We start from the raw sequence: 24,477 nt of genomic DNA, 5'->3' as shown, positions 1-24,477 counted from the left end.
CACGTGACGGCATCTCAGTATGGGGCGCACGGTGGACGGCGCCGGCTAGAGACAAGGTCGCCGACCTGATGCACAATGAAGACATGGAGAGTCAGGTTGTTGTCGGCCCCCGTGGGCCAGCCGCCGAACTCCACATTGCCAGCCCGCCGCCCTCTACGGATGTGGATGCGTGGCGGCTTCATCTCGGTAGCCAAGACCTCATCCGTGTCGCCGGGTTCGCGGTCGCAGATGGCTTCCGACTGGTTCGGTTCTACATCGCTGACCGCTACCTTCAGCCGCTGGACGCGCACGAAGAAGACGAGATCTCCGATGAACTCGTGCGTATCTTCGAGCAATACGACGCTCGCGAAGTTCGTTCCGCGTTGCACGATGACTTCGAAGGGCTATACGTCGTCGGCATTGAGCTGCTCTCGGTCGCCAGCGGGTTCAGGATTCACCTTCGACGCGAGGGATTCATCGACACCTCGGTGCCCGAGGAGGCAACGGGTCTGCTTTCGCGAGCCTGGCGTAAGCTGCGGCTCGCGTGAGCCGGTTCTTGTCGACCCTCGTCGAAGCGGCGAAGGTTGGTCTCGTCGCATGGGGCGTTCTCGCCGTTGACCCTCTGCTCGAAACGCTGCTCCCCACGTGGCCGCTGCTGGTGCGATACCTCCTTGGAGTTTTGGTCGGCGCGCTGGTACTCGAGTTCGTCATCGCGGTCTTCCTCGGTGTTCCCCGCGTACACGTGCGTTGGTTCGTTCCAGGGGATCCGAAACCGCTGAGCAGCATTGACATCACCACGACTCGACGAGCGAAGGCGTCGGGCCCGTTCACCGTCAAGGTACTGATCCCGCCCACCGGGTGGCTTGGCCGTTGGAGCCTCCGGAAGCTCCTCGTGCCAGAGCTAGTCCTCCGCATCAAGGTGCAGACTGCGCCACTTCGACCTTTCGTCGACGACTCGGACGAGTACAACGAGTTCCCGACCGTGTTGCCGAACGACGAGACGCGCGGCTTCGACATTGACCTCGGCTCTGCTCTCCCCCGCGTTGGCGAGTGGCGATGGGCCGAAGTCCGGTGGGATCTGACGCACGTCCCAGAGAACAGCGAGTTCACCGTTGAGTACGAGTGGCATCACCCGCGCACGCTGATTCGTGGACTCATCGCCGCGCTCGTCCGTAAGCCGGACATGGTAGAGACCCTGCGGGTGATAAGAAAGTGACATGCCTGTACTGAGCAACGAGTCCGTCAAAGTCTTCCCGCTGACATCGCGAACGACAATGACACTCGAGCAGATCCGCGACAAGCTCGCCCAACTGCCGCCGCAGTTCGCGACGTTCACCGGCGGCTGGGCGAGTACTGACAACGCGGGTTCCAACATGGGAGTGGCGAACGTCGCGCCTCCGCATTCAGAACCTGAATTGCTTCCCGCGGACGGTTACCTTCCTCGCATGGTTCGAGCGCGGTACTACTACTGGGACAAGCTCTACACGCCTCGCGCGGTCGCAAGCCCCGCTCAGGCTGACATCAATGTGCTCCATGGTCTTGACGTAGTCATCACCGAGGCGGCCGCCGGCCTGATCTCGATCCTGGTTTCTTCGCGGAACGCGACTTTGGTGCGTCGTCGAAACGGCGCCGCGAAGTCTCTCGAAGCCGTTCTTAGGGGCGGTGATGACACCATCCGCGTTGACTACAAAAGGTCTGCCTTCGCGCTCAAGGACACCGACATCTTCCTCTGGCTGGCCGTTCAGAAGGCGGAAGACCCGCAGATCGATGGCGAGATCAAGATCGACCTCTTGTCCGGCATCAGCGGTACAGATGCCTCGATGCGCACGGCCGACCTCCGCGCGGGCGTGGACTTCGACCGACCGAACTTCCTCACCGCTGTAGCCGAGACTGACACCCTGGGCCCGATTCAGCTTTCGTTCGTCCGTCACGTGGGTAGCGAGCGGAGCAGTTTCAAGCTGCGGCTCCACGCCGACGGTGGCTTCGAGATCAACAAGGCTGGAATCAGTTATGGCGACTTCCAGAGCAACGACGCAATGATGCTTCGCGCTTCCTATCAGCTGGCGTTCGAGCTCATCCCGCGCCTGAACAAGCTCTACGCTGACGACCAGGGGTGGTCGACCAAGCGCGTCGAGGTCATCTCCGAGGCTATGCAGACGCTGACGGAGCGTTACCAGAAGATGCTCACAGCGCTCCAGGAGAAGTTGCTCAATGCGCCAACGGAGGACGAAGAGACCCAATAGGGATCTAGTCTGCGCGCGCGGAGGAACAACGCGAGCGTGGAGGCGTCACGATATCAAGCGCGGAGGCCGCTCGCTTCTTAGGAAGTCTCGTAACGCGTTCATCCAGTCTTCGAGCTCGACCTTAGTCACGCCTCCGCCATGGAGGTAGTTGTCGTAGTCGTCGGCGAGAGCATAGGCGAACCTGAGATAACCCTTGTCAGCGAGGAGTTGGGTCAAGCCCAGCACTCTTTCTTCGCGCTCGTGCTCTTCGGCTAGCCGGCGTCGCTCTCGGGCATCAGCGCGGGCGGCGCCGATGCTCTGGACGCCCAACATGATGGCCGCACCACCGATTCCTCCGAGGCCAGCCGAGGCGAGCGCGTCAGCATGGGGGAGGACGTTTAGGGCTGCATCACTGCCGCCGAGCAAGAACGCTCCTCCAAAGGTCGCGGATGCTTGGGCGCGGGTTGTGATCCAGCCAGAAAGGCGGTTGAGAATCGAGGACCCCTCGTCCGCCGCGGTCACTGGTACGTTCCCCAATCCGTGTCGCCACGCCGTTCGAGCGTCAGCCGTCGCAGGTCGTCGAGTCGTTCTCGTCGAGCAATGCGTGCCTCGTCTATGAGGGCTCGGAACTCATCATCCTCACCTGAGTCAGGACTCTCGCGCTCGACCACGCGGGATCCCAGAAAACTGCGAATCACCGCCACGGTTGCAAGTACGCCAACTACGACAGCCCAGAACACCAGGCCATGAAGATCGTCGCCGTCGCCCGATGTGAGCATCATGACGACGAATCCGCACGCCAGGGCAAGCGGGAGCCCAAAGGCGGGCACCGCAGTCGGCCGGCGGCTCGAGAGCACTGAAGTATGGGGCTGCACGACTGGAGCATATCGTTCGAGAGGGAACGGGCGCTGCGACCGAGTCGCTTACTGGAGTGCCGGTGTCGTGCTCAGGAGATCACCATTCAGACGCACATGGAAGGTGCCTGAGATTTTCTTCGCACTGGAGCAACTTTTCTGACTTACGATCCTCCGTGGTCGGGACGTTGATCCGAGTTCCCCCATGGAGCAACTGTGTCAGTGTTGGCGCAGGTCCGAAGTCACCCTATAAGTGAGGTCCTCCGGCGTCCGCGCAGGGGAGACCAGGAGCATTCGCGCGGATGCCGGTGCCTCGAGCCCCGACATGTCGGCGGCTGCTAGACCGCTTCCGTCCTCGGAACGCGTGCCCGCTAGAGCCGTAGCTCCGCGAGGGTCGTGACGGCGGCGACGTCGGGGTCCCAGCGCCGCACCGCATGTGCGTGACCGTGGATGTCGCCGCCGATCAGGTCGAGCGCCGCCGCGAGGTCCGGGACCCGCAATCTGCGGGCGAGCGCGACATGCGGCATCCACTCGCCCGGCGCGGTGCGCGGGGCATCATCTCCGGGCCCGACGGCGGCGAGGATACTCTCGCGGAGGTCCAGCAGTTCCGCACTGGGAACGATGCTCCGGGCCAGCACGCGACGCTCGCCGCTGCCGAAGAGCACGGGCGCCCCGAGTGTCAGGGGGAAGGACGCGATGTCTGCCAGGCGCCCCAGGTCCACTTTCGACAGGCCGATGCGTGCGACCAGCGTGACGTGAGGGCGGTTGCTCGCGGATGTGTGCCCCGCGAGGCTCGAGAGCCCGCGTGCGGCGAGGGCATCCCACTCGGCACGGACGGCGGTCTCCGCATCCGGGTCGAGGAGCAGCTCGATCGACGAGGGGGAGCGACGAGGCTCTGGTTCCTGCACTGCGCTCAGCCGACCGCGCTGAGTCGCCGCTCCGCCAGCAGCGGCACGGCCACCTCGCGGGCGGCCATGCGGGCGGTGGTGACGGCCCCGATCGAGACGACCTCGGCACCGAGCGTCGAGGCGAGGATCTCGGGTGCCGGCAGGTGCAGTTCGGTCGGCACGACCTCGCGCGCGGCGGCGATCACGGGAGCGACGCTCTCGGCGACTGCGCCGCAGACGATCACGCGCGTCGGGTCGTACATGCTTCCCAGAACGCCGACCACTCGAGCGAGGGTGGCGCCGACGCGCGAGGTCGCGAGCAGCGCATCGGCATCGCCCGACGCGGCGGCTGTCAGCACGACGCGCGGATCCACGCGGTCGTCGTCGGCGAGGCGTCCGATCGGCGAGTCCGCGTCGACCTCGCCACTCGCGACGGCGGCACGCACCTCGTCCTGCAGGGCGTAGCTCAGACCGAAGGCCGATCCCACGCCCACGATGTGGTCGAACACGATGCCCTCGCCGACGCCGCCGTGCGCGCCGTGCAGCACGTGGCCGTCGACGACGACGCCCCCGCCGAAGCGCTCGCCGGCGAGCAGCGCGACGTAGTCCCGGCATCCCACTGCGGCCCCGACCGAGCCCTCGGCGATCGCGGCGAGCTGAGCGTCGTTCTTGATCTCGACGGCCGGCGCCCAGCCGGCCAGTGCGTCGGCGAGGCCAGGGTTCGTGCGCTCCCAGAAGCCGTCGGGATGCGGGGGAGAGACCCCTGCGCGATTCACGGGAGCGGCGACGCCGACGCAGATCGCGAGGATGTCATCCTTCGAGACACCCGCCTCGGTGAGTGCCTGCTCCATCCGGCCGAGCACCGTCGCGCGCCGCGCCGCCGCCGATTCGGTCGAGTCGATGTCCGTGCGGTGGTGCACGAGTGTGCGGTCGAGCAGATCGGAGACGGTGACGGCGACATGGTTGTCACCGGCGTCCACGCCGAGCACGACACCGAGATCGGATGCCAGCACGAAGCGTCGCGCGGGGCGCCCTGCGCGATAGCTGCCTGCGGCCCTCGCGTTCGGAAGCTCACGCAGCACGGCGGCGCTGACGAGGGTGTCGATCGCGTCGATGGCCGTCGAGCGCGTCAGAGACGTCGAGGCCATGACGTCGGTGGCGGTGAACTCGCCCGCCGCCCAGGCGAAGTCGAGCACGGCGCCGACGCTGGCTCGCCCGGTGCCCAGACCTGCGGAGACTTCTGTCACGGGTCTTGACCTCACTCTCGTTCACATGAGACAGTACCGTTCATCGAGGTAAATTCGCTCACTAGATTTAGTCTGCGGATCTACAGGACGAAAGGACAACGGTGTCTGTGAAATCCCCCTCCGTCGCACGAGTGGCCGGTGCTGCCATGGCGCTGGCGCTCGTCGGCTCCGCCCTCACCGCCTGCGCACCCGGCGGCGGCACCGAGACCATCCGCTTCACGTTCAACAAGCGTGAGGCGATCGGCTTCATGACCGACCTCGTCGCCCAGTTCAACTCGTCGCAGAGCGACGTGCGGGTCGAGATCGACACCTCGGGGCCGGACGTGATCTCGGCCAGCTTCGTGCGGGGCAACCCGCCCGACCTCATCCTCGGCAACTACAACTACGAGATCGCGCGGTTCGTGCAGCGGTGCACCCTGACCGATCTCTCCGACACCGACGCCGCCGCATCCGTCCGCGACGATCTGCAGCCGCTCATGGACCAGTACGGGTCGTGCGAGGGCCGCACCAGCGCCTTGCCGTACTCGGTGATGGCGGCATCGGTCATCTACAACAAGGAGATCTTCGACGCCCAGGGGCTCGAGGTCCCGCAGACCTGGGACGAGCTGATCGCGGTCTGCGACCAGCTGAAGGACGCAGGGATCGACCCGTTCTACGCGACGTTCAAGGATGACTGGACCGTGGGCCAGGGGTGGTACGACTACTCGATCGGAGGATCGGTGGACACGATCGAGTTCTTCGACGCGATGGCCGACGAGGGTGCCGCCGTCGGCCCCGACTCGCCCGTCTCGTTCGAGAAGGACTTCGCCGAGCCCATGGATCAGATGATGCAGCTCGCGAACGACTACACGAACGAGGATGCCGAGAGCCGGGGATACGGCGACGGCAACCTCGCGTTCAGCAAGGGTGAGGCTGCGATGTACATGCAGGGCCCCTGGGCGTTCAGCGAGATCGCGAAGACCGCGCCCGACCTCGAGCTCGGAACGTTCCCGCTGCCGATGACCGATGATCCGGCCGACCTCGGTGTGCGCGTGAACATGGACCTCGGCGCGATGATCCCCGAGGGATCGAACCACCAGGAGGCGGCACGCGAGTTCCTCGAGTACCTCTATCTGCCCGAGAACATCGAGGCGTACAACGCATCGCAGCTCGGCTTCACCCCGACGAAGGGTGCACCGGCTCCGGATGATCCCCGGATCGAGGGGATGATCGAGTACTACGAGAACGGGCAGATCTACCAGGGCCCCTCAGTGCTCGTGCCGAAGACGATCCCGGTGATGAACTACGCGCAGGCGATGGTGCTCGGTGCCTCGACCACTTCGATGTTGCGCACGATGGACGCGGACTGGGCTCGCATCGCCTTCCGCGCACCGATCCCCAAGACCGATGATGCGGCAGCCGGCGAGACAGAGGAGTCCGCACCGTGAGCACCACCGCAGCCGCGAATGTGACGCGGCCGAACAGCCCGACCACCGACACGACCTCGATCGTCACGGGACAGGGCCGCAAGCTCCGTCGTCGCAAGGGGCGGGTCGAGCCGATCTACTACCTGTTCCTGCTTCCGACCCTCGTGATCTTCACCCTGGCGATCACCGTGCCCGCGGTCATGGGCATCTTCTTCAGCTTCACCGACTCGATCGGCATCGGGGAGTGGAGCTTCAGCGGTCTGACGAACTACATCGCGATGTTCAGCGATCCGGCCATCCTGCAGAGCTACCTGTTCACGTTCGGCTTCTCGATCGCCACGGTGATCGTCGTCAACGTGATCGCGTTCCTGCTCGCGGTCGGGCTGACCTCCCGCATCCGCTTCAAGACGGGGCTGCGCACGATCTTCGTGATCCCGATGGTGATCTCGGGCATCATCATCGCCTACGTCTTCAACTTCCTCTTCTCGAACTCCATCCCGGCCGCGGGCGCCGCCACCGGCATCCCGTGGCTGTCGACCAGCCTCCTCGCCAACCCCGATCTCGCCTGGGTCGCGATCGTGATCGTGACCGCGTGGCAGGCCGTTCCCGGCACGCTGCTGATCTACATCGCAGGTCTGCTCTCGGTGCCGAGCGAGGTCTACGAGGCGGCGAGCATCGACGGGGCGAGCAAGAGGCAGCAGCTGTTCCGCATCACGCTGCCGCTCGTCGCCGGATACGTGGTGATCAACGTGATCCTCGGGTTCAAGGGCTTCCTCAACGCCTACGACATCATCGTCGGCCTCACCAACGGCGGTCCCGGCACCGCCACCCGCAGCGTCGCGATGACCATCATCGCGGGCTTCAACGGCGGCGACTACGCCTACCAGATGGCCAACGCGACGATCTTCTTCATCGTCGCCGTGCTCATCTCCCTGCTGCAGCTCTCGCTGACCCGCGGAAGGAACGCACTCTGATGTCGACGCAGACACTCACCACCATCCCCGCCTCGGGCAAGAAGCCGAGGGTCCGCATGGAGCGCGTCAACTGGTCGGGCACGATCATCCTGATCCTGTGCGCCGTCACGGTGCTGCTCCCGCTGTACGTGACGATGTCGATGGCGTTCAAGACCACGGGCCAGGCTGTCGACGGCAACGCCTTCTCGCTGCCGGCTCCGTTCAGCATCGACGGCTTCGTCGAGGCGTGGAACCTGACGAAGTTCCCCGTCGGAGCGGGCATCTCGCTGCTCGTCACGGCGGGCACGGTCATCGCGACCATCGTGCTGGCCGCGTTCGCGTCATATGCGATCGTCCGCAACTGGGACCACCGCCTGTTCCGCTACTCGTTCTTCTACCTGCTGGCCGCGATGTTCATCCCGTTCCCGGTCGTGGCGCTGCCGCAGATCCAGCTGACCGGCTGGGTCGGTCTCGACAACCCGTTCGGGGTCATCATCCTCGCGACGATGTTCCAGCTGAGCTTCAGCGTGCTGTTGTTCACCGCGTTCCTGCGCTCGATCCCGATCGAGCTCGAGGAGAGCGCGCGCATCGACGGCGCCAGCACATGGCAGACGTTCTGGCAGCTGATCTTCCCGCTGCTCGCGCCGATGAGCGCCACGGTCGGCATCTTCGCCTTCCTCTACGCGTGGAACGACTTCATGATGCCGTCGCTGATCATCTCGGACCCGGCCATGCAGACCCTCCCGGTGCGGCAGAACCTCTTCCAGACCCAGTTCAGCAACAACTACAACGTGTCGTTCGCCTCATACCTGATGGCGATGGCCCCGGCGATCCTGGCGTACCTGTTCACGCAGCGCTTCGTCATGGAAGGCGTCACCCAGGGCGCCGTCAAGGGCTGACGCCATCGCCATCGCGCGGACCGGCGAGAGTCGGTCCGCGCGCACCCCAGACCGCAACACGAAGGAGCAAGACCCCTCATGACCGATGCGCTTCTCACCGAGACCCGCGACGACAAGACGGCAGCATGGTGGCGACAGGCCGCCGTCTACCAGATCTACCCCCGCAGCTTCGCCGATGCCAACGGAGACGGGCTCGGCGACATCCCGGGCATCGTCTCGCGCGCCGACTATCTGCGCGACCTCGGCATCGACGCGGTGTGGCTGAGCCCGTTCTACCCGTCGGCGCTGGCCGACGGCGGATACGACGTGGCCGACTACCGCAACGTCGATCCGCGTCTGGGCACGCTCGACGACTTCGACGAGATGGTCGCCGCGCTGCACGAGCGCGACATCCGCGTGGTCGTCGACATCGTGCCGAACCACTCGTCCGACCTGCACGAGTGGTTCCAGGAGGCGCTCGCCGCCGGCCGCGGTTCGGCCGCCCGTGAGCGGTACATCTTCCGCGAGGGCAGCGGTCCCGACGGCTCCGAGCCGCCGACCGACTGGACCGCCGCGTTCGGCGGATCTGCATGGGAGCGCGTGGCGGACGGGCAGTGGTTCCTGCACAGCTTCGCTCCCGAGCAGCCCGACCTCAACTGGGACCACCCCGAGGTGCGCGAGGACTTCCTGAAGACCCTGCGTTTCTGGTCGGACCGCGGAGTCGACGGGTTCCGCATCGACGTCGCCCACATGCTCACGAAGGACCTCACCGAACCGCTGCCGAGCACCGCCGAGCTCGAGCTGCTGCCGCACGACGGCAACCACCCGCTGCACGACCGTGACGACGTGCACGAGGTGTACGCCGAGTGGCGTCGGGTCTTCAACGAGTACGACCCTCCTCGCACGGCTGTCGCCGAGGCCTGGGTGAGCACGCCCGAGCGTCGGGCGAAGTACGCCTCGGCTGAGGGGCTGGGTCAGGCGTTCAACTTCGATCTGCTCGTCGCCGACTTCGACGCGACGCAGTTCCGCACCATCATCGCCGACAACCTGGCGCAGTCGCAGGCGACGGGCTCATCGACGACGTGGGTGCTGTCGAACCACGACGTCACGCGTCACGCGACGCGCTACGGACTGCCGCAGCTCGGGGGACGCACCGGAGTGAAGCAGGGTGTCGAATGGGTCTCCGCCGGGGGCCCGGAGGACCAGCTCGACCGTGAGCGCGGCCTGCGCAGGGCACACGCCGCGACATTGCTGCTGCTCGGCCTTCCCGGCAGCACCTATCTCTATCAGGGCGAGGAGCTGGGGCTGCACGAGGTCGCCGACGTGGCGCCCGAGCAGCGTCAGGACCCGGCGTTCTTCCGTGGGGCCGTCTTCGACGGCCTGGGAAGGGACGGATGCCGCGTGCCGCTGCCGTGGACGGCATCCGGTCCCTCGTTCGGATTCGGCTCCGGCGACGCGCACCTGCCGCAGCCCGCCTGGTTCGCCGAGTCCGCGGTCGATGTCGAGGCGGCCGACCCCTCGTCGACACTTGCGCTGTACCGCGAGGCGCTCCGCCTGCGCCATGAGCTGCAGACGGAGGAGAGTCTCGAGTGGATCGAGACCGGGCGCCCCGACGTGCTGCGCTTCGCTCGCCCGAACGGCTGGCAGATCGTGACCAACTTCGGCTCGGAGCCGTTCGACCTCGGCGCGGATGCCGCAGACGTCGTGCTCGGCTCGGTCGTCGACGGCGCCCTGCCCGGCGACTCCACCGTCTGGATCGCGCCCGGCCTCATCGGCTGACCAGGTTCCACTGAGTCGTCTGCAGGACGGGAGCACGGATGCAGGACGAGAACACGGCTTCTCGTCCTGCATCCGAGCTGCGGTCCTGCAGACGGCGCTGTGGCGAGCCGACCCGGCGTCGAGGCGGCGTGCGGCCGATTTGATAATGGTTCTCATTAGCGTTTAGAGTGAGAGCATGAAGAAGCCGTTCGTCGCCCTCGCCCTCGCATCCGTCGCCGCGCTCTCGCTGGCCGGATGCTCCACCACTCCCGCGGCGGGAGAGGGTGCCGGTGACACCGTCACGGTCGCTGCGAGCACCAACGTCTACGGCTCGCTCGCCGGGCAGATCGGCGGCGACCGCGTCGATGTGACCTCGATCATCACCTCGGCCACGCAGGATCCGCACTCGTACGAGGCATCGGCCCGCGACCGGCTCACCGTGCAGAAGGCCGACCTCGTGATCGAGAACGGCGGCGGCTACGACGGCTTCACCGACACGCTGCTGCAGGATGCGCAGGACGTGCACGTGGTCAGCGCCGTCGAGTTCTCGCACGACTTCCCCGGCAACGAAGGCCACTCCGACGAGGAGGGCGCGACCGAGGAAGACCACGACCACGATCACGATCACGATCACGCCGAAGGTGAAGAGGGCCACGAGGGTCACAACCACATCGAGGGCTTCAACGAGCACGTCTGGTTCGACCCGCACACGATGATCCACGTCGTCGAGGCCATCGCAGACGAGCTCGCCACCATCGATCCGGACGGCGAGGCGGAGTTCACCGCCAACGCCGAAGAGATCGTCGCCGACCTCGAGGGCTTCGAGGCCGACCTCGAGACGCTGAAGGCGGATGCCGCCGGCGCGAACGTGATCATCACCGAGCCGCTGCCCGGCTACATCGCCACCGCCGCCGGACTCACCGACGTCACGCCCGAGGGGTTCGCCGAGGCCGTCGAGGAGGGCAGCGATGTCGCCCCCGCGACGCTGCTCGACACCCTCAACGTCGTCGACGGCGGCGATGTGGCGGCCGTGCTCACGAACGCGCAGACCGGTGGAGCCGAGACGCAGCGCGTCGAGGATGCCGCGACCGCGGCCGGCATCCCTGTCGTCGCCTTCACGGAGCTGCTGCCCGAAGGATCGTCGTACTCTGAGTGGATGAGTGACGCGATCCAGAGCCTCGCCGACGCGCTGCAGTCGTGAGCGCCGCCGCCGACGCGCGGGCAGGAGCCGAGAAGTCGAACCCGGTGCTCGAAGTGCGGGGAGCCGCGCTGCAGCGCGGTGACCGCGAGCTGTGGTCGGGACTGGACCTCACGGTCGAGCCCGGCGAGTTCATCGCCGTGCTCGGTCCGTCTGGTTCGGGCAAGACCACGCTGCTGCGCAGCATCCTGGGCCTGCAGCCGCTGTCGGCCGGCGAGATCACGGTCGCGGGCGAACCCGTGCGCAAAGGGAATCCGCGCATCGGATACATCCCGCAGCAGCGCTCACTCGCCCCGGACACGAGCATGCGGGCCCGCGACCTCGTCGCGCTCGGCGTGCAGGGCAGCCGCTTCGGATTCCCGATCCCGCACCGGGGCGACCGGGCCAAGGTCGATCAGCTGCTGACCTCGGTCGGAGCCGCGCACTATGCCGATCGCCGTGTCGGGCTGCTGTCGGGCGGTGAGCAGCAGCGGCTGCGCGTCGGCCAGGCGCTCGCCGACGAGCCGACCCTGCTGCTGTGCGACGAGCCGCTGTCGAACCTCGACCTCGCGAATCAGGTCGCCATCACCGACATCATCGACCGCCAGCGTCGCGATCGCCGCGCCGCCGTGCTATTCGTGACCCACGACATCAACCCGATCCTCGGCCGCGTCGACCGCATCCTCTACATCGCGGGTGGCCGCTTCGTGCTCGGCACCCCCGAAGAGGTGCTGCAGACGCGGGTGCTCACCGAGCTCTACGGCACCCCGGTCTTCGTGCTGCGAGCGGGCGACCGACTGGTCGTCGTCGGAGTGCCCGATGCCGAGCCCCACCATGAGCACGCGCACGATCACGACCACGGAGGTGCCGCATGACCGTCATCACCGGCATCGTCCCCGCGGTCGACTGGAGCGACGTCTTCTCGTTCCAGGACTACGGCGAGCTCGTCGCTCTGCTCGCGAACTCGATCATCGCGGGAGCGGTGCTCGGCATCGTCGGAGGACTCATCGGCGTCTTCGTGATGCAGCGCGACCTCGCGTTCGCGGTGCACGGAGTGAGCGAGCTGTCGTTCGCCGGGGCCGCCGCGGCGCTGCTGTTCGGCGGCAGCGTGGTCGTCGGGTCGCTCGGCGGCGCCCTGGTCGCGGCGATCCTGATCGGCATCCTCGGCGCCAAGGCCCGCGACCGCAATTCGATCGTCGGAGTGCTGATGCCGTTCGGCCTCGGCCTCGGCATCCTGTTCCTGTCTCTCTACGACGGGCGCAGCGCCAACCGGTTCAGTCTGCTCACCGGGCAGATCGTCTCGGTCTCGAGCCCCGACCTCGGCTGGCTGCTCGGCATCAGCATCGTGGTGCTGCTCGGCCTGCTGCTCATGTGGAACCCGCTGCGCTTCGACTCGCTCGACCCCGAGTCCGCGGCCGCCCGCGGTGTGCCCACGCGGGCCGTCAGCCTGCTGTTCATGGTGCTGCTCGGCCTGATCGTCGCGGTCAGCGTGCACATCATCGGCGCGCTGCTCGTGATGGCGCTGCTCGTGACTCCCGCCGCCGCCGCCATGCGCGTCTCGGCCGGGCCCGTCGCCGTGCCGCTGCTCGCCGCACTGTTCGGCTTCGTGTCCGCCGTCGGCGGCATCCTGCTGGCGCTCGCGGGCACTCTGCCGGTCAGCCCGTACATCACGACCCTGTCGTTCACGATCTACGTCGTGTGCTGGATCATCCAGCGCGCCCGCGGCGGCGTGCGACGAGTGCGGGCCTGACGTTCCCAGGGCCCGGCAAGGGCGACGCGCCTAGAATCGTGGGTATGGCTCAGCGGAACACCTGGCAGCGCGATCGCGTGCGCGAAGCCCTCGCCGACGCGCGAGGGTTCGTCAGCGCGCAGAACCTGCATGCCTCGCTGCGCGACGACAACACCGGCATCGGCCTCGCCACGGTGTATCGCGCGCTGGCCGGGCTCGCCGCCGCGGGCGACGCCGACTCGCTACAGAGCCCCGAGGGTGAGGCGCTCTACCGCGCCTGCACGACCCAGGGTCACCACCACCACCTGATCTGCCGCAACTGCGGACTCACGGTCGAGATCGAAGCGACCGACGTCGAGCAGTGGGCGCACCGCACCGCGGCTCTGCACGGCTTCACGGATGCCGCACACGTCGTCGACATCTTCGGACTGTGCGCCTCCTGCACCAACAAGCGCGACGCCGAAGAGGCAGCGAACGCGTGACCACCCAGGCCGCTCCACGGACGGTGCACGCGCACCGACCCTCCCGATCGCCGCGCTCGCCGTGGATCGGAGTGGGCCTCGGCGCGGCGATCGTGGCCGCGCTCTTCCTGGTCGACCGGTTCCTGCCGACGCTCTTCACCGCGAGCCTGCCGAGCAGGGCGCAGGACGGGCTGACGCTCGCGCTGAGCGTGCTCATCGAGGCTCTGCCGTTCGTGATCCTCGGCGTGCTGCTGTCGATCGTCGTGCAGGTGTGGCTGCCGGCCGATGTGATCCACCGCTGGCTGCCGAAGCGCGCATGGGCGCGTCGTGCCGTGCTGTCGCTGCTCGGCATGCTGATCCCGGTGTGCGAGTGCGGCAACGTGCCGTTCGCGCGCGGACTGATGATGCGGGGTCTCGCCCCCGCCGAGGCGCTCACCTTCCTGATCGCCGCCCCGATCGTCAACCCGATCGTCATCCTCACCACGCATGCGGCCTTCGGCTTCGACGACGGCATCCTGGTGGCGCGTCTCATCGGCGGCTACCTGATCGCCAACCTGATCGGCTGGATCTACAGCCGGCACCCCTCGCCCGACTCCCTGCTCACGCAGCGCTTCATCGACACCTGCGACCGCGTCACGCACGAGCACGGCACCCCTGTTCGCCGCAGCCTCACGCAGTTCCTCGTCGAGCTGCGCGCGGTCATGCCGGCCCTCGTGATCGGCTCGGCGCTCGCCGGGGCCGTGCAGGTGCTGATCCCGCGCGAGGTGCTGCTGGCCATCGGCTCGAACCCGGTGCTGTCGATCCTCGCGATGATGGCGCTCGCGATGACCGTCGCGATCTGCTCGAACGTCGACGCGTTCTTCGCACTCTCGTTCGCCTCGACCTTCTCGTCGGGCGCTCTCGTCGCGTTCCTGCTCGTCGGCCCCCTCGTCGACGTCAAGATGCTCGCGCTCATGCGCACGACATTCACCACCCGCACGCTCGCCGGCATCGTCGGCGTGGTGGTGTTCGCCGCCTTCGCGATCGGGATCGGGGTGAACGTCCTTGTCTGATCACACACCCACCTCTGACGCGCCTTCGCGCGCCCGGGCACTCGGCACCCGCTGGCTGGGCATCGGCCTCGCCACGGTCATCTCGGTCGTCACTCTCGGACTCGGCCTGACCGGACGACTGAACCTCTACATCAGCCCCGAATCGGTGTGGTTCGCGTGCGCCGCGGCCGTCGTGACGCTCGCGGGCGCGATCTGGTCGTGCACGCTGCCGCTCGGCGAAGAGGGCGACCACGGTCACGACCACGGCGACAGCCACGAGGCGGATGCGGCGCCGACGCCGCGCCGTTCCCTCGCCCTGGCCGGCACGGTGACCGGAGGTGTCGTGGCCAGTGGTGTCGTGATCGCCGCGCTCGTGCTGCCTCCCGCATCGCTGTCGGTCGAACTCGCGATGTCGAGGGTCGGAGAGCAGACCGCCCTGTTCGCCGGGGCCGACGACGTGACCCTCGGCGTGGCCGACACCGCCACCTTCGGGGTCGGCGACTGGGCGAGCGTGTTCGCCACGGCGACCAACACCGCGGCCTACGACGGAAAGACGGTCACACTGACCGGGTTCGTCACCCCGACGGATGCCGACGGCGTCAACCTCACCCGCCTGGTCATCACGCACTGCGTGATCGACGCGCAGCCGGCGACCCTGCCCGTGACGATCGACGCCGGAGAGTTCGACACCGGCCAGTGGGTCGAGGTCGAAGGCACGGTCAAGGCGGATGCCGACGGCTCGCTGCACGTCGAACCGACGACCGTCACCGCGATCGACGAGCCTTCGGATCCGTATGAGTACTGACGACGAGCGCCGCGACGAGCCGGCGGTGCCGCGCACCCGGGCCGAGCTGCGTGCCGCGCGCGAGGCCGAGGCGGCAGCTGCCTCCCGTGCGTCGAACGGCGAGGGCGGAGCCGACCGAGACGAAACGCCTCCCCGGTCGACACCGCGTTTCGTCTCGCCTGCGGCTCGCTCAACGACCAGTGAAGAAGCCGTTTCTCCCCGTTCGTTGAGCGAGGACGGCGGAGCCGACCGAGACGAAACGCCTCTCGCGACAGGGCCGCGTGCCGTCTCACCCGTGGCCCGCTCGACGGGCGATGAGCGGCCGATGCGCTCGACCTTCGTCCCGCCGGATGCCGAGTCGACGACCACGCTCGCGGCGCACTCCTCGACCGACTATGCGCCCCCCGCGCCGGAGAAGCCCAAGGCGGAGAAGAAGCCGAAGCCCGCGAAGGCGCCGAAGCCCGCGAAGCAGCCGAAGCCCGAGAAGGCCGCGAAGCAGCCGAAGCCCGAGAGGGCCGCGAAGGCGCCCGCGCCTGAGAAGTCCGCCACCTCGAGCGACCGCCGATTCCTGCTGGCGCTCGGCGCCGTGCTGGGCATCCTCGTGCTGGTGGGTTCCGGACTCGGCGTCGTCAGCCTCACGCAGGGCCCGCGCATCACCGAGGTGCAGGTGAATCCGACCGAGGCGATCGAGGCCTCCGGCAGCCGTGTCATCCTCACTGCGAACCAGTCGCTGGCGGCGATCGACGAGTCTCAGGTCACGGTCGAACCCGCGGTGCCGTTCACCCTCGACGCCGCAGGTCGTGGCATCGGCATCCGCTTCACCGTGCCGCTCGATGACGACACCGAGTACACCGTGAAGGTCGCCGATGCCGTGGGCGCCGGAGGCGGCCCCAGCGCGACGCTCTCGACGAGCTTCTCGACTCCGGCGTCGAACATCTTCCTGCTGCGTCGAGATGCCGATGGCGACGACCAGATCTTCCGCACCGACCTGACGGGCGAGAAGGCGCAGCCCGTCTTCGCCGCCGACAGGATCAACGACTTCCGCGCGACCTCCTCGCAGCTCGTCGTCTCGGTCGAGGAGGATGAAGGCTCGAAGCTGCTCGTGATGGACCGTGACGGCCAGAACCCGCGCGAACTCGAGCTGCCCGGCGTCGGATACGTGGGCGCGATCCAGGTCTCTGACCGCGGGGGCCTGGTCGGCTACAGCTACTCCGACAAGGAGCTCAGCGACACCGAGGGGCGCGCCAGCGTGCTCGTCACGCAGTCGCTGAGCGGCGACGACGAACCGGTGGTGACCGAGGTCGGCGACAAGGAGGCGAACATCTTCGTCTGGCAGTTCGTGCCCGACAGCGCCGCCGTGCTCTTCATCGACTTCGACGGTGCGCTCTCGCTGGTCGATCGCACGACCGACGCGGGGGTCCAGTCCCTCGGACTCGCGACGACCATTCAGGGCATCTCGCGAGGAACCTACACGGCGATCGTCGAGCGACTCGACGGTTCGGTGGTCGAGCTGAACCTCACCGACGGTTCGGAGGTGCCGCTCGAGGCGTCGACTCCCGACTACGGCTCCGCGATCACGATCACGCCCTTCCCCGGCGGCACGCTGCGCCACGTCGTCTCGCGCGACGAGAACGGGCTGCCCATCGGGCAGGCGGTCATCCGGGTCGACGAGGAGGGAGCCGCGACGCCTCTCGTCGAGGTGGACTCGACCGACTCGATCCTGCAGGCCTGCGCCTCACCCAGCGGCCAGTACGCCGCGGTCGTGATCGCGCCCGATCTGGCAGACAACCCTTACGACCAGATGCTGCTGCCACTGCCCGAGAACCTCGAGACGCACCTGCTCGACCTGCGCACGGGCGACGAGATCGTGGCGCTCACCGGCTTCGACGCGTCGTGGTGCCAGACGGCGCCGCAGTTCTGACCGCATGTCGACGGATGCCCTGCACCGAGCGACCCGCACCGAGCTGAGCGGGCTGCCGGTCGAGGTCGCACCACTTCTGCTCGGCGCCGAGCTGCGCACGGTCGTCGCGGGCTCCGAGGTGCGACTCCGGCTCACCGAGGTCGAGGCGTATCACGGCCAGGGCACCGGGCCGGAGGCCGATCCGGGCTCCCACGCCCGCATGGGCCGCACCGCACGCAACGCGACGATGTGGGGCGAGCCAGGCCATCTGTACGTCTACCTGAGCCACGGCATCCACTCGTGCGTGAACGTCGTCTCGGGGCTCGAGGGCCAAGCCGGCGGAATCCTGCTGCGCGCGGGCGAGGTCGTGCACGGGGCGGATGCCGCGGCCGTGCGCCGCCGCGCGACGACCCCGCTGACGGCGACGGCGCTGCGTGACCTCGCGAAGGGGCCGGGCCGATTCGGCCAGGCGGTGGGGCTGCGGCATCCGATCCACGACGGGATCGACGCGATCACCGGCGAGGAGTTCGAGGGTGCTCGCGCCGAGCTGTGGCTGCGCGACGAACCGATCACCGACGTGGCGACCGGCCCGCGAGTGGGCGTGGCCGGCGTGGCCGGCACCGCGGCGTTCCCCTGGCGCTTCTGGATCGCGGGCGACCCGACGGTCTCGACGTTCCGGTGGGGGAGAGGCGCTCAGGCCGAGTCTCTCGGCCCCGCCTGAGGCCAGCGCTCAGGCAGAGTCTCTCCAGACGACGGGCGTCGGCAGCATGATGCCCTCCCGCGGGCGCTGATCGTCGCGCAGCTGCGCGAGGACGGATGCCGCGGCCGCGGCCCCCAGCCCTTCGGCGGGCTGATCGACGGTCGAGAGCAGCGGGGTGGTGCGCGTCGCCCAGCTGCTGTTGTCGAAGCCCACGACGCCCACGTCGTCTGGCACCCGGCGTCCGGCTTCGCGAAGCGCCCACATCGCACCCGCGGCGACGGCATCCGACGCGGCGAAGACCCCGTCGATGTCCGGCGCCCGCTCGAGCAGTCGCGTCATCGCCGCGGCTCCGTCGGCGTAGGAGTACAGCGGCACCTCTTCGACGAGGTCGGGGTCGAAGTCGTCGCCGAGCGCGTCGGTGAAGCCCGCGAGGCGGTCGGTGCCCGAATCCCGGTCGAGGGCGGCCGCGATCATGCCGACCCGTGTGCGCCCCGTCGCCAGGAGGCGTGAGGTGACGGCCTGCGCGGCGCCGCGGTTGTCGACGCCGACCCACGCCGCGTCGACATCGGGTGGGTGGCCGACATAGGTCACGGGCAGGTCGAGTCGCATGACGGCCTTGGTGATCGGGTCCTGTGCTCGCGCCGAGACGATGACGGCTCCGTCGACGAATCCGCCGTTGAGGTAGCGGGCGACGCGCTCGGTGTCGCGCACCGAGTCCACGACGAGGCACACCATCTGGTAATCGGCCTCGGAGAGGGTCTCGTTCGTGCCGAGCATGATCGCGCCGATGTTGGGGTCTTCGAGGAACAGCGCATGCGGCTCGTGCACGATGAACGCGATGGCCTGCGTGCGCTGACGCACGAGGTTCTGCGCGGCGGTGTTGGGCACGTACCCGACCTCGCGGATCGCGTCTTCGATCGCGGTCCGGGCGGAATCCGAGACGTAGCCGCCGTTGATCACCCGGCTGACGGTTCCTCTCGAGACCCCGGCCACGCGCGCCACGTCGTGCACGGTGCTGCGACGACGGGCGGAAGTGCTCATGATCGACAGCCTAGCGACCCGGACTTGACGGGATTCACCGCGACATGCGACGATGTGTGCACGTTCACAGAAATTCCGATCGCTGTTCTCATGCCGCGAGCTGTGCACGTGCACACATGAACCGCAAAGGAGCGTCACCGATGGCCGCCGCTGTGTCCGACCGCATCGCCACCCTCTCCGCAGGGCGCGGCCTCGTCTTCGGATGCGACTACAACCCCGAGCAGTGGGATCGCAGCGTCTGGCCCGACGACGTGCGGCTCATGCGGCAGGCCGGCATCGGACTCGTGGCGATCAACATCTTCGGCTGGTCGTCGATCAACCCCGCTCCGGGGGCCTGGGATTTCAGCGCACTCGACGAGATCATCGAGCTGCTGCACGCGGCGGAGATCCGCATCAATCTCGGCACCGGCACCGCATCTCCTGCTCCCTGGCTCACCGCCCGCCACCCCGAGATCCTCCCGGTCGGCGAAGACGGCACGGTCTTCCACCAGGGCGGCCGTCAGGGCTACTGCCCGAGCTCGCCGCTCTTCCGTGACTACGCCGCCGAGGTCGTCACCCGCGTCGTCGAGCGCTACGGGAACCACCCCGCCGTGTCGCTCTGGCATGTGTCGAACGAACTGGGCTGCCATAACGCGCTCTGCTACTGCGACACGAGCGCCGAGGCGTTCCGCGGCTGGCTGCGCGACCGCTACGACGACATCGACGCGCTCAACCGCGCCTGGGGCACGACGTTCTGGAGCCAGCGATACAGCGACTTCGACGACGTGCGCGTGCCGGCGCAGGCCCTGTCGCTGCGCAACCCCGGCCAGATCCTCGACTTCCAGCGGTTCAGCTCCGACGAACAGCTCGCGCTCTACCGGGCCGAGGCCGAGATCCTGCGCGAGCACAGCGAGGTGCCGGTCACGACCAACTTCATGGTCACCGCGCACATCCGCAACCTCGACTACTGGACGTGGGCGGGCGAGATGGATCTGATCGCCAACGACCACTATCTCGACCGCCGCCTCGACGATGCACGCGGAGAACTCTCGTTCGCCGCCGACCTCACCCGAGGCCTCGCGCAGGGCGCGCCGTGGCTGCTGATGGAGACCTCGACCGGCGCCGTGAACTGGCAGCCCTACAACCTCGCCAAGGCCCCGGGTGAGCTGCAGCGCAACATCGCCGCGCACGTGGCACGCGGCGCCGACGGCATCTGCTTCTTCCAGTGGCGGGCCTCGACGCAGGGCGCCGAGAAGTACCACACGGCCCTCGTGCCCCACGCGGGCGAGGACTCCGACCAGTGGCGCGAGGTCGTCGAGCTCGGCGGTCTGCTCGACCGCCTCGGCGACGTCGCCAGCACACGAGTCGCCGCCGATGCGGCCCTGTTCTTCTCCTGGGAGAGCTGGTGGGCGACCGAGAACGAGGGCCGCCCGAGCGAGGGGCTCACATACCTCGGGCAGGTGCACGCCGCGCACGCGGCACTGGCGGATGCCGGTGTCACCACCGATGTCGTCCGTCCGGGCGCAGACCTCGACGGGTACCGCCTGCTGGTCGTGCCCGCGCTGCACCTCATCAGCGACGCGGATGCCGCGGCGATCGCCCGCGCGGTCGAGAACGGCGCCACGGCTCTCATCACGTTCTTCAGCGGCATCGTCGACGAGGAGGATCGGGTGCGCACCGGCGGCTACCCCGGCGCGTTCCGCGAGCTGCTCGGCATCCGCTCGGAGGAGTTCGCACCGCTCCGTCCCGACGAGTCCGTGACCCTCAGCGACGGCACGACGGGAACGATCTGGAGCGAACGGCTCAAGACGACGGGTGCCGAGGTCGTCGCGTCGTTCGTCGACGGCCCCGCCGCCGGCGGCCCTGCGATCACACGCCGCGCGGCAGGCGAGGGCGAGGCCTGGTTCCTCGGAACCCAGCCCGCTCGCGACGACTACCGCCGACTGATCGCGCGGCTCGCGGCATCCGCCGGCATCGCCCCGACGCCGGGCGCCGGACCCGACGTCGAGATCGTGCGCCGCACCGGCGACGCCGGGTCGTTCCTGTTCGTCATCAACCACGGATCGACGGATGTCGAGATCGCGACCTCGGGCCACGACCTCGTCACCGACGCCGCCGCCACCGGGCTCGTGCCGGCGGGGGCCGTCCGCATCATCAAGGAGGATGTATGACCACCACGCTCACCGCTCCGGCGGTCGCCTCAGCGCCCCGGGCGCCGGGCCGCCGCCGACGGATTCCGCACAAGGGCGCGATCGCGTTCCTCATCGTGCCCTTCGGCGTGCTGTTCGCGCTGTTCTACGTCGTGCCGATCGCCTACGCCTTCTGGCAGTCGCTGCTCGTCGTCGAGCGGGACGGCACCTTCGGCAAGGCCGAGCAGGTGTTCGGCGGCTTCGCCCAGTACGTGCTCGTCTTCCAGAACGAGGCGTTCTGGAGCTCGATGGGGCGGATGCTGACGTTCGGCGTCGTGCAGGTGCCGGTCATGCTCGGCCTCGCCCTGCTGTTCGCGCTGCTGCTCGACTCGCCGCTCGTGCGGGGCAAGCGCTTCTTCCGTCTCGCGTTCTTCGTGCCCTACGCGGTGCCCGGCGTCATCGCCGCGATCATGTGGGGCTCGCTGTTCTCGCCCAACCTGTCGCCGTTCACCGCGATCACCAAGAACATCGACTTCCTCGGTGCCGACCTGGTGCTGTGGTCGATCGCGAACGTCGTCACCTGGGTCTACGTCGGCTACAACATGCTGATCATCTACTCGGCGCTGCTGTCGATCCCGCAGGAGCTCTACGAGGCGGCCATCCTCGACGGCGCAGGCCAGTGGCGCATCGCCTGGTCGATCAAGATCCCGCTGGTGCGCCCGGCGATCGTCATGACCGCGATCTTCTCGATCATCGGCACGCTGCAGCTGCTCGCCGAGCCCCAGGTCTTCCGCTCGTTCAGCTCGGCGGTGACCAGCACCTTCACCCCGAACATGACCGTGTACGCCACGGCATCCATCCCGAACACCAACCTGGCGGCCGCCTTCTCGGTCGTGCTCGCCGTGACGACGTTCGTGCTGTCGTTCGGGTTCATGAAGTACATGCAGCGCAAGGAGCAGAACGCATGAGCACCATGTCGATCGTCGCCCCTGGCCGGGGCACCCGCGGCAAGGCCCCGCGCGGAAAGGCCGCTCGCGAGTCCGGCATCTCGCGCACCGGCGCCATGCTGATCATGGCCGTGTTCACGGTCTACTTCCTGCTGCCGCTGTGGTGGCTGCTCGTCGCGTCGAGCAAAGAGACCGGCGACATCCTGACCACCGCGCCACTGTGGTTCGCCGACTTCCACCTGTTCGACAACATCGCGGAGCTGTTCGCCTACCGCGACGGCGTCTACCTGCGGTGGCTGATGAACTCGGTGCTCTACGCGGCACTCGGCGGCGCCATCGCGACCCTGCTCGCCGCCATGGCCGGCTACGCCCTGGCGAAGTACCGGTTCCCGGGCCGCGACCTGATGTTCGACATCGTGCTCGGCGGGGTGCTCGTGCCCGCCACCGCGCTCGCGCTGCCCCTGTTCCTGATCTTCAGCCAGGCGCAGCTGACCAACACGTTCTGGTCGGTCTTCCTGCCGTCGATCGTGAGTCCGTTCGGGGTCTACCTGGCACGGATCTTCGCGGCCTCGTCGGTGCCGGACGAGCTGCTCGAAGCGAGTCGACTCGACGGCGCGGGGGAGATCCGCACGTTCTTCACCGTCAGCATCGGGCTGATGACCCCGGCACTGGTGACGATGTTCCTGTTCCAGTTCGTGGCCATCTGGAACAACTTCTTCCTGCCGATGATCATGCTGCGATCCGAAGACCTCTTCCCGGTGGTCTTCGGTCTCTACAACTGGAACAACCAGCTGAATCAGCTGCCAGAACTCCGTGGTCTCGTGCTGATCGGCGCTCTGCTGTCGGTCATCCCGCTGATCGTCACCTTCCTCCTGCTCCAGCGCTTCTGGCGCAACGGACTGGGCGCCGGCGCCCTGAAGTGAGCAGGCAGCCGCCCGGACCGACCGGGCGGCGCACCACCCGCACCACCCGCACCACCCGCACCACACACCCGCACCACCCCATCGCATCCACGAAAGGATCGAAATGCAGCATTCGAAGATGAAGGCAGCCGCTGTCATCGCCATCTCGGCGTTCGCGCTCGCCGGTTGCTCGGCATCCGGCGGAGACAGCTCAGGCACCGGCGGCGACGCCGCCTCGTGCACCCCGGCCGACGGCGACGTCACGCTCGAGTTCACCTCCTGGATCCCCGGCATCGAAGACGTCGTGAAGATCTGGAACGACGCCAACCCCGAGATCCAGGTCGACGTGCAGACCGGCCCCAACGGCAACGGCGGCACGTACCAGAACTTCTTCAACCAGATCAAGGCGGGCGACGCTCCTGACCTCGGGCAGATCGAGTACGACGCCCTGCCGAACTTCCTCGTGCAGGACGGTCTCGAAGACCTCAGCGCCTGCGAAGACGTCGTCGCCTCCGAAGACCAGTTCGTCGACTGGGCCTGGGGTCAGGTGACTCTCGGCACCGAGGGCGTCTACGGCGTGCCGCAGGACACCGGCCCCATGGGGCTGTTCTACCGCGCCGACCTGTTCGAGCAGAACGGCATCGAGATCCCCACCACGTGGGACGAGTATCGCGAGGCCGCGGTCAAGATCCGCGAACTGGGCGGCTACATCACCAACTTCTCGCAGTCCGACATCAACCAGTTCGCCGGCTTCGCCTGGCAGGACGGCGCGCAGTGGTTCTCGAGCGACGACGAGGGCTGGACGGTCTCGCTCGCAGACGACGCCACCACCACGGTCGCCGACTACTGGCAGAGCATGCTCGACGACGACCTGGTCGCGACGGTTCCCGCGTGGACCGACGAGTGGAACAACGCCTACAACTCCGGTCAGGTCTGGACCTGGAACTCCGCCGTCTGGGGCGCCAACTCGATCTCGAGCGGCGCACCCGACACCGCGGGCAACTGGGCCGTCGCTCCGCTCCCGCAGTGGGAGGAGGGCGGATCATCCGCCGGCAACTGGGGTGGATCCTCGACCGCCGTGCTCAAGGGCAGCGAGCACCTCTACGAGGCGACGAAGTTCGCGCTGTGGCTGAACACGTCCGATGAGGCGCTGACCGCGCTCGCCGAAGCGGCCAACCTCTACCCGGCCACCACCGCAGGACTCGACCTTCCGGTCTACGCCGAGGGCGTCGAGTTCTACGGCGGCCAGAAGATCTATGACGTCTTCGCCGACGCCGCCACCCAGGTCTCGCCCGACTTCGCGTGGGGCCCGACCATGACCCAGACCTACTCGGACGTGTCCGACGGGTTCAAGGCCGCGGTCTCGGGCAGCGGAACGCTGCTCGACGCGATCGAGAAGGGTCAGACGGCGACCGTCGACGCGCTCAAGGCCGCGTCGATCCCCGTCAAGGAGTAACACCCTCCGGAGGCCCGCCCGTATGCTCACGGGCGGGCCTCCTGTTTCGTCTGCGAC

General features: G+C 67.9%; 24 protein-coding genes. 19 read left to right on the top strand and 5 right to left on the bottom strand.

Going from position 1 to position 24,477, the window contains the following annotated elements; translation table 11 throughout:
• Nucleotides 1-83: 83 nt before the first annotated feature.
• Genes OPU70_RS13810 through OPU70_RS13800 form a run of 3 tightly spaced genes read left to right on the top strand, consistent with a single transcriptional unit; the run spans nt 84 to nt 2,222 of the window.
• Complete coding sequence (locus OPU70_RS13810) at nt 84-527, top strand: hypothetical protein (RefSeq protein WP_498558036.1); 444 nt, start codon at nt 84-86, stop codon at nt 525-527.
• A complete protein-coding gene (locus OPU70_RS13805) occupies nt 524-1,195 on the top strand; it encodes a hypothetical protein (protein WP_498558035.1) in 672 nt (223 codons plus the stop codon). Before OPU70_RS13810 ends, OPU70_RS13805 begins: the two co-directional genes overlap by 4 nt.
• 1 nt (nt 1,196) lies before the next feature.
• On the top strand, nt 1,197-2,222 hold the full coding sequence (locus OPU70_RS13800; protein WP_498558034.1) for a hypothetical protein: 1,026 nt from the start codon (nt 1,197-1,199) through the stop codon (nt 2,220-2,222).
• Between the two features lie 45 nt (nt 2,223-2,267).
• On the opposite strand, the gene OPU70_RS13795 is transcribed toward OPU70_RS13800, so the two are convergent.
• From OPU70_RS13795 to OPU70_RS13780, 4 genes are all read right to left on the bottom strand, one after another.
• Nucleotides 2,268-2,723, bottom strand: coding sequence for a hypothetical protein (locus OPU70_RS13795; protein WP_498558033.1), 456 nt, complete (start codon nt 2,721-2,723; stop codon nt 2,268-2,270).
• Nucleotides 2,720-2,983: a hypothetical protein gene (locus tag OPU70_RS13790; protein ID WP_498558032.1), complete on the bottom strand. Its 264-nt coding sequence runs from the start codon at nt 2,981-2,983 to the stop codon at nt 2,720-2,722. Before OPU70_RS13790 ends, OPU70_RS13795 begins: the two co-directional genes overlap by 4 nt.
• Before the next feature lie 443 nt (nt 2,984-3,426).
• Nucleotides 3,427-3,963 carry a 2'-5' RNA ligase family protein gene (locus tag OPU70_RS13785; RefSeq protein WP_498558031.1) on the bottom strand — a complete coding sequence of 179 codons (537 nt, stop codon included), beginning with the start codon at nt 3,961-3,963 and terminating at the stop codon, nt 3,427-3,429.
• 5 nt (nt 3,964-3,968) lie between these two features.
• Complete coding sequence (locus OPU70_RS13780) at nt 3,969-5,189, bottom strand: ROK family protein (protein ID WP_498558030.1); 1,221 nt, start codon at nt 5,187-5,189, stop codon at nt 3,969-3,971.
• A gap of 101 nt (nt 5,190-5,290) precedes the next feature.
• On the opposite strand from OPU70_RS13780, the gene OPU70_RS13775 reads away from it, so the two are divergent.
• From OPU70_RS13775 to OPU70_RS13720, 12 genes are all read left to right on the top strand, one after another.
• Complete coding sequence (locus tag OPU70_RS13775; protein WP_376708815.1) at nt 5,291-6,616, top strand: ABC transporter substrate-binding protein; 1,326 nt, start codon at nt 5,291-5,293, stop codon at nt 6,614-6,616.
• A gap of 59 nt (nt 6,617-6,675) precedes the next feature.
• Nucleotides 6,676-7,569 carry a carbohydrate ABC transporter permease gene (locus OPU70_RS13770; protein ID WP_498558057.1) on the top strand — a complete coding sequence of 298 codons (894 nt, stop codon included), beginning with the start codon at nt 6,676-6,678 and terminating at the stop codon, nt 7,567-7,569.
• The gene (locus OPU70_RS13765) at nt 7,569-8,447 is read left to right on the top strand and encodes a carbohydrate ABC transporter permease (protein ID WP_042540511.1); all 879 of its coding nucleotides are present in this window, start codon (nt 7,569-7,571) and stop codon (nt 8,445-8,447) included. Before OPU70_RS13770 ends, OPU70_RS13765 begins: the two co-directional genes overlap by 1 nt.
• 78 nt (nt 8,448-8,525) lie before the next feature.
• Nucleotides 8,526-10,205, top strand: a complete 1,680-nt coding sequence (locus tag OPU70_RS13760) for a glycoside hydrolase family 13 protein (RefSeq protein ID WP_498558029.1) — start codon at nt 8,526-8,528, stop codon at nt 10,203-10,205.
• A 175-nt stretch (nt 10,206-10,380) separates the two neighbouring features.
• The gene (locus OPU70_RS13755; protein WP_498558028.1) at nt 10,381-11,385 is read left to right on the top strand and encodes a metal ABC transporter solute-binding protein, Zn/Mn family; all 1,005 of its coding nucleotides are present in this window, start codon (nt 10,381-10,383) and stop codon (nt 11,383-11,385) included.
• Nucleotides 11,382-12,236, top strand: coding sequence for a metal ABC transporter ATP-binding protein (locus OPU70_RS13750; RefSeq protein WP_042540515.1), 855 nt, complete (start codon nt 11,382-11,384; stop codon nt 12,234-12,236). The genes OPU70_RS13755 and OPU70_RS13750 overlap by 4 nt, the downstream gene beginning before the upstream one ends.
• On the top strand, nt 12,233-13,111 hold the full coding sequence (locus tag OPU70_RS13745) for a metal ABC transporter permease (RefSeq protein WP_200933697.1): 879 nt from the start codon (nt 12,233-12,235) through the stop codon (nt 13,109-13,111). The genes OPU70_RS13750 and OPU70_RS13745 overlap by 4 nt, the downstream gene beginning before the upstream one ends.
• 44 nt (nt 13,112-13,155) lie before the next feature.
• Nucleotides 13,156-13,572, top strand: a complete 417-nt coding sequence (locus tag OPU70_RS13740; protein ID WP_042540517.1) for a Fur family transcriptional regulator — start codon at nt 13,156-13,158, stop codon at nt 13,570-13,572.
• A 23-nt stretch (nt 13,573-13,595) separates the two neighbouring features.
• A complete protein-coding gene (locus tag OPU70_RS13735; RefSeq protein WP_042540554.1) occupies nt 13,596-14,603 on the top strand; it encodes a permease in 1,008 nt (335 codons plus the stop codon).
• Nucleotides 14,596-15,387 carry a TIGR03943 family putative permease subunit gene (locus tag OPU70_RS13730; protein WP_079113782.1) on the top strand — a complete coding sequence of 264 codons (792 nt, stop codon included), beginning with the start codon at nt 14,596-14,598 and terminating at the stop codon, nt 15,385-15,387. Before OPU70_RS13735 ends, OPU70_RS13730 begins: the two co-directional genes overlap by 8 nt.
• On the top strand, nt 15,377-17,287 hold the full coding sequence (locus tag OPU70_RS13725; RefSeq protein ID WP_498558027.1) for an Ig-like domain-containing domain: 1,911 nt from the start codon (nt 15,377-15,379) through the stop codon (nt 17,285-17,287). The genes OPU70_RS13730 and OPU70_RS13725 overlap by 11 nt, the downstream gene beginning before the upstream one ends.
• Before the next feature lie 4 nt (nt 17,288-17,291).
• A complete protein-coding gene (locus OPU70_RS13720; RefSeq protein ID WP_042540521.1) occupies nt 17,292-17,987 on the top strand; it encodes a DNA-3-methyladenine glycosylase in 696 nt (231 codons plus the stop codon).
• Nucleotides 17,988-17,996: 9 nt separating this feature from the next.
• Here OPU70_RS13720 and OPU70_RS13715 read toward each other — a convergent pair whose 3' ends face one another.
• Nucleotides 17,997-19,007 carry a LacI family DNA-binding transcriptional regulator gene (locus OPU70_RS13715; RefSeq protein WP_042540523.1) on the bottom strand — a complete coding sequence of 337 codons (1,011 nt, stop codon included), beginning with the start codon at nt 19,005-19,007 and terminating at the stop codon, nt 17,997-17,999.
• A gap of 140 nt (nt 19,008-19,147) precedes the next feature.
• Between OPU70_RS13715 and OPU70_RS13710 the strand changes: the two genes are divergently transcribed.
• The 4 genes from OPU70_RS13710 (at nt 19,148) to OPU70_RS13695 (ending at nt 24,420) form a co-directional block, all read left to right on the top strand.
• On the top strand, nt 19,148-21,157 hold the full coding sequence (locus OPU70_RS13710) for a beta-galactosidase (RefSeq protein ID WP_042540525.1): 2,010 nt from the start codon (nt 19,148-19,150) through the stop codon (nt 21,155-21,157).
• Complete coding sequence (locus OPU70_RS13705; protein WP_042540527.1) at nt 21,154-22,083, top strand: carbohydrate ABC transporter permease; 930 nt, start codon at nt 21,154-21,156, stop codon at nt 22,081-22,083. The genes OPU70_RS13710 and OPU70_RS13705 overlap by 4 nt, the downstream gene beginning before the upstream one ends.
• Nucleotides 22,080-22,985: a carbohydrate ABC transporter permease gene (locus OPU70_RS13700; protein ID WP_498558026.1), complete on the top strand. Its 906-nt coding sequence runs from the start codon at nt 22,080-22,082 to the stop codon at nt 22,983-22,985. Before OPU70_RS13705 ends, OPU70_RS13700 begins: the two co-directional genes overlap by 4 nt.
• A 103-nt stretch (nt 22,986-23,088) precedes the next feature.
• Complete coding sequence (locus tag OPU70_RS13695) at nt 23,089-24,420, top strand: ABC transporter substrate-binding protein (protein ID WP_042540529.1); 1,332 nt, start codon at nt 23,089-23,091, stop codon at nt 24,418-24,420.
• Nucleotides 24,421-24,477: the final 57 nt, after the last annotated feature.

This window comes from Microbacterium sp. SWDP-B6, from assembly GCF_059803615.1.
The sequence above is the reverse complement of the archived record's forward strand: the minus strand, read 5'-3'. Positions and strand labels throughout refer to the sequence as shown.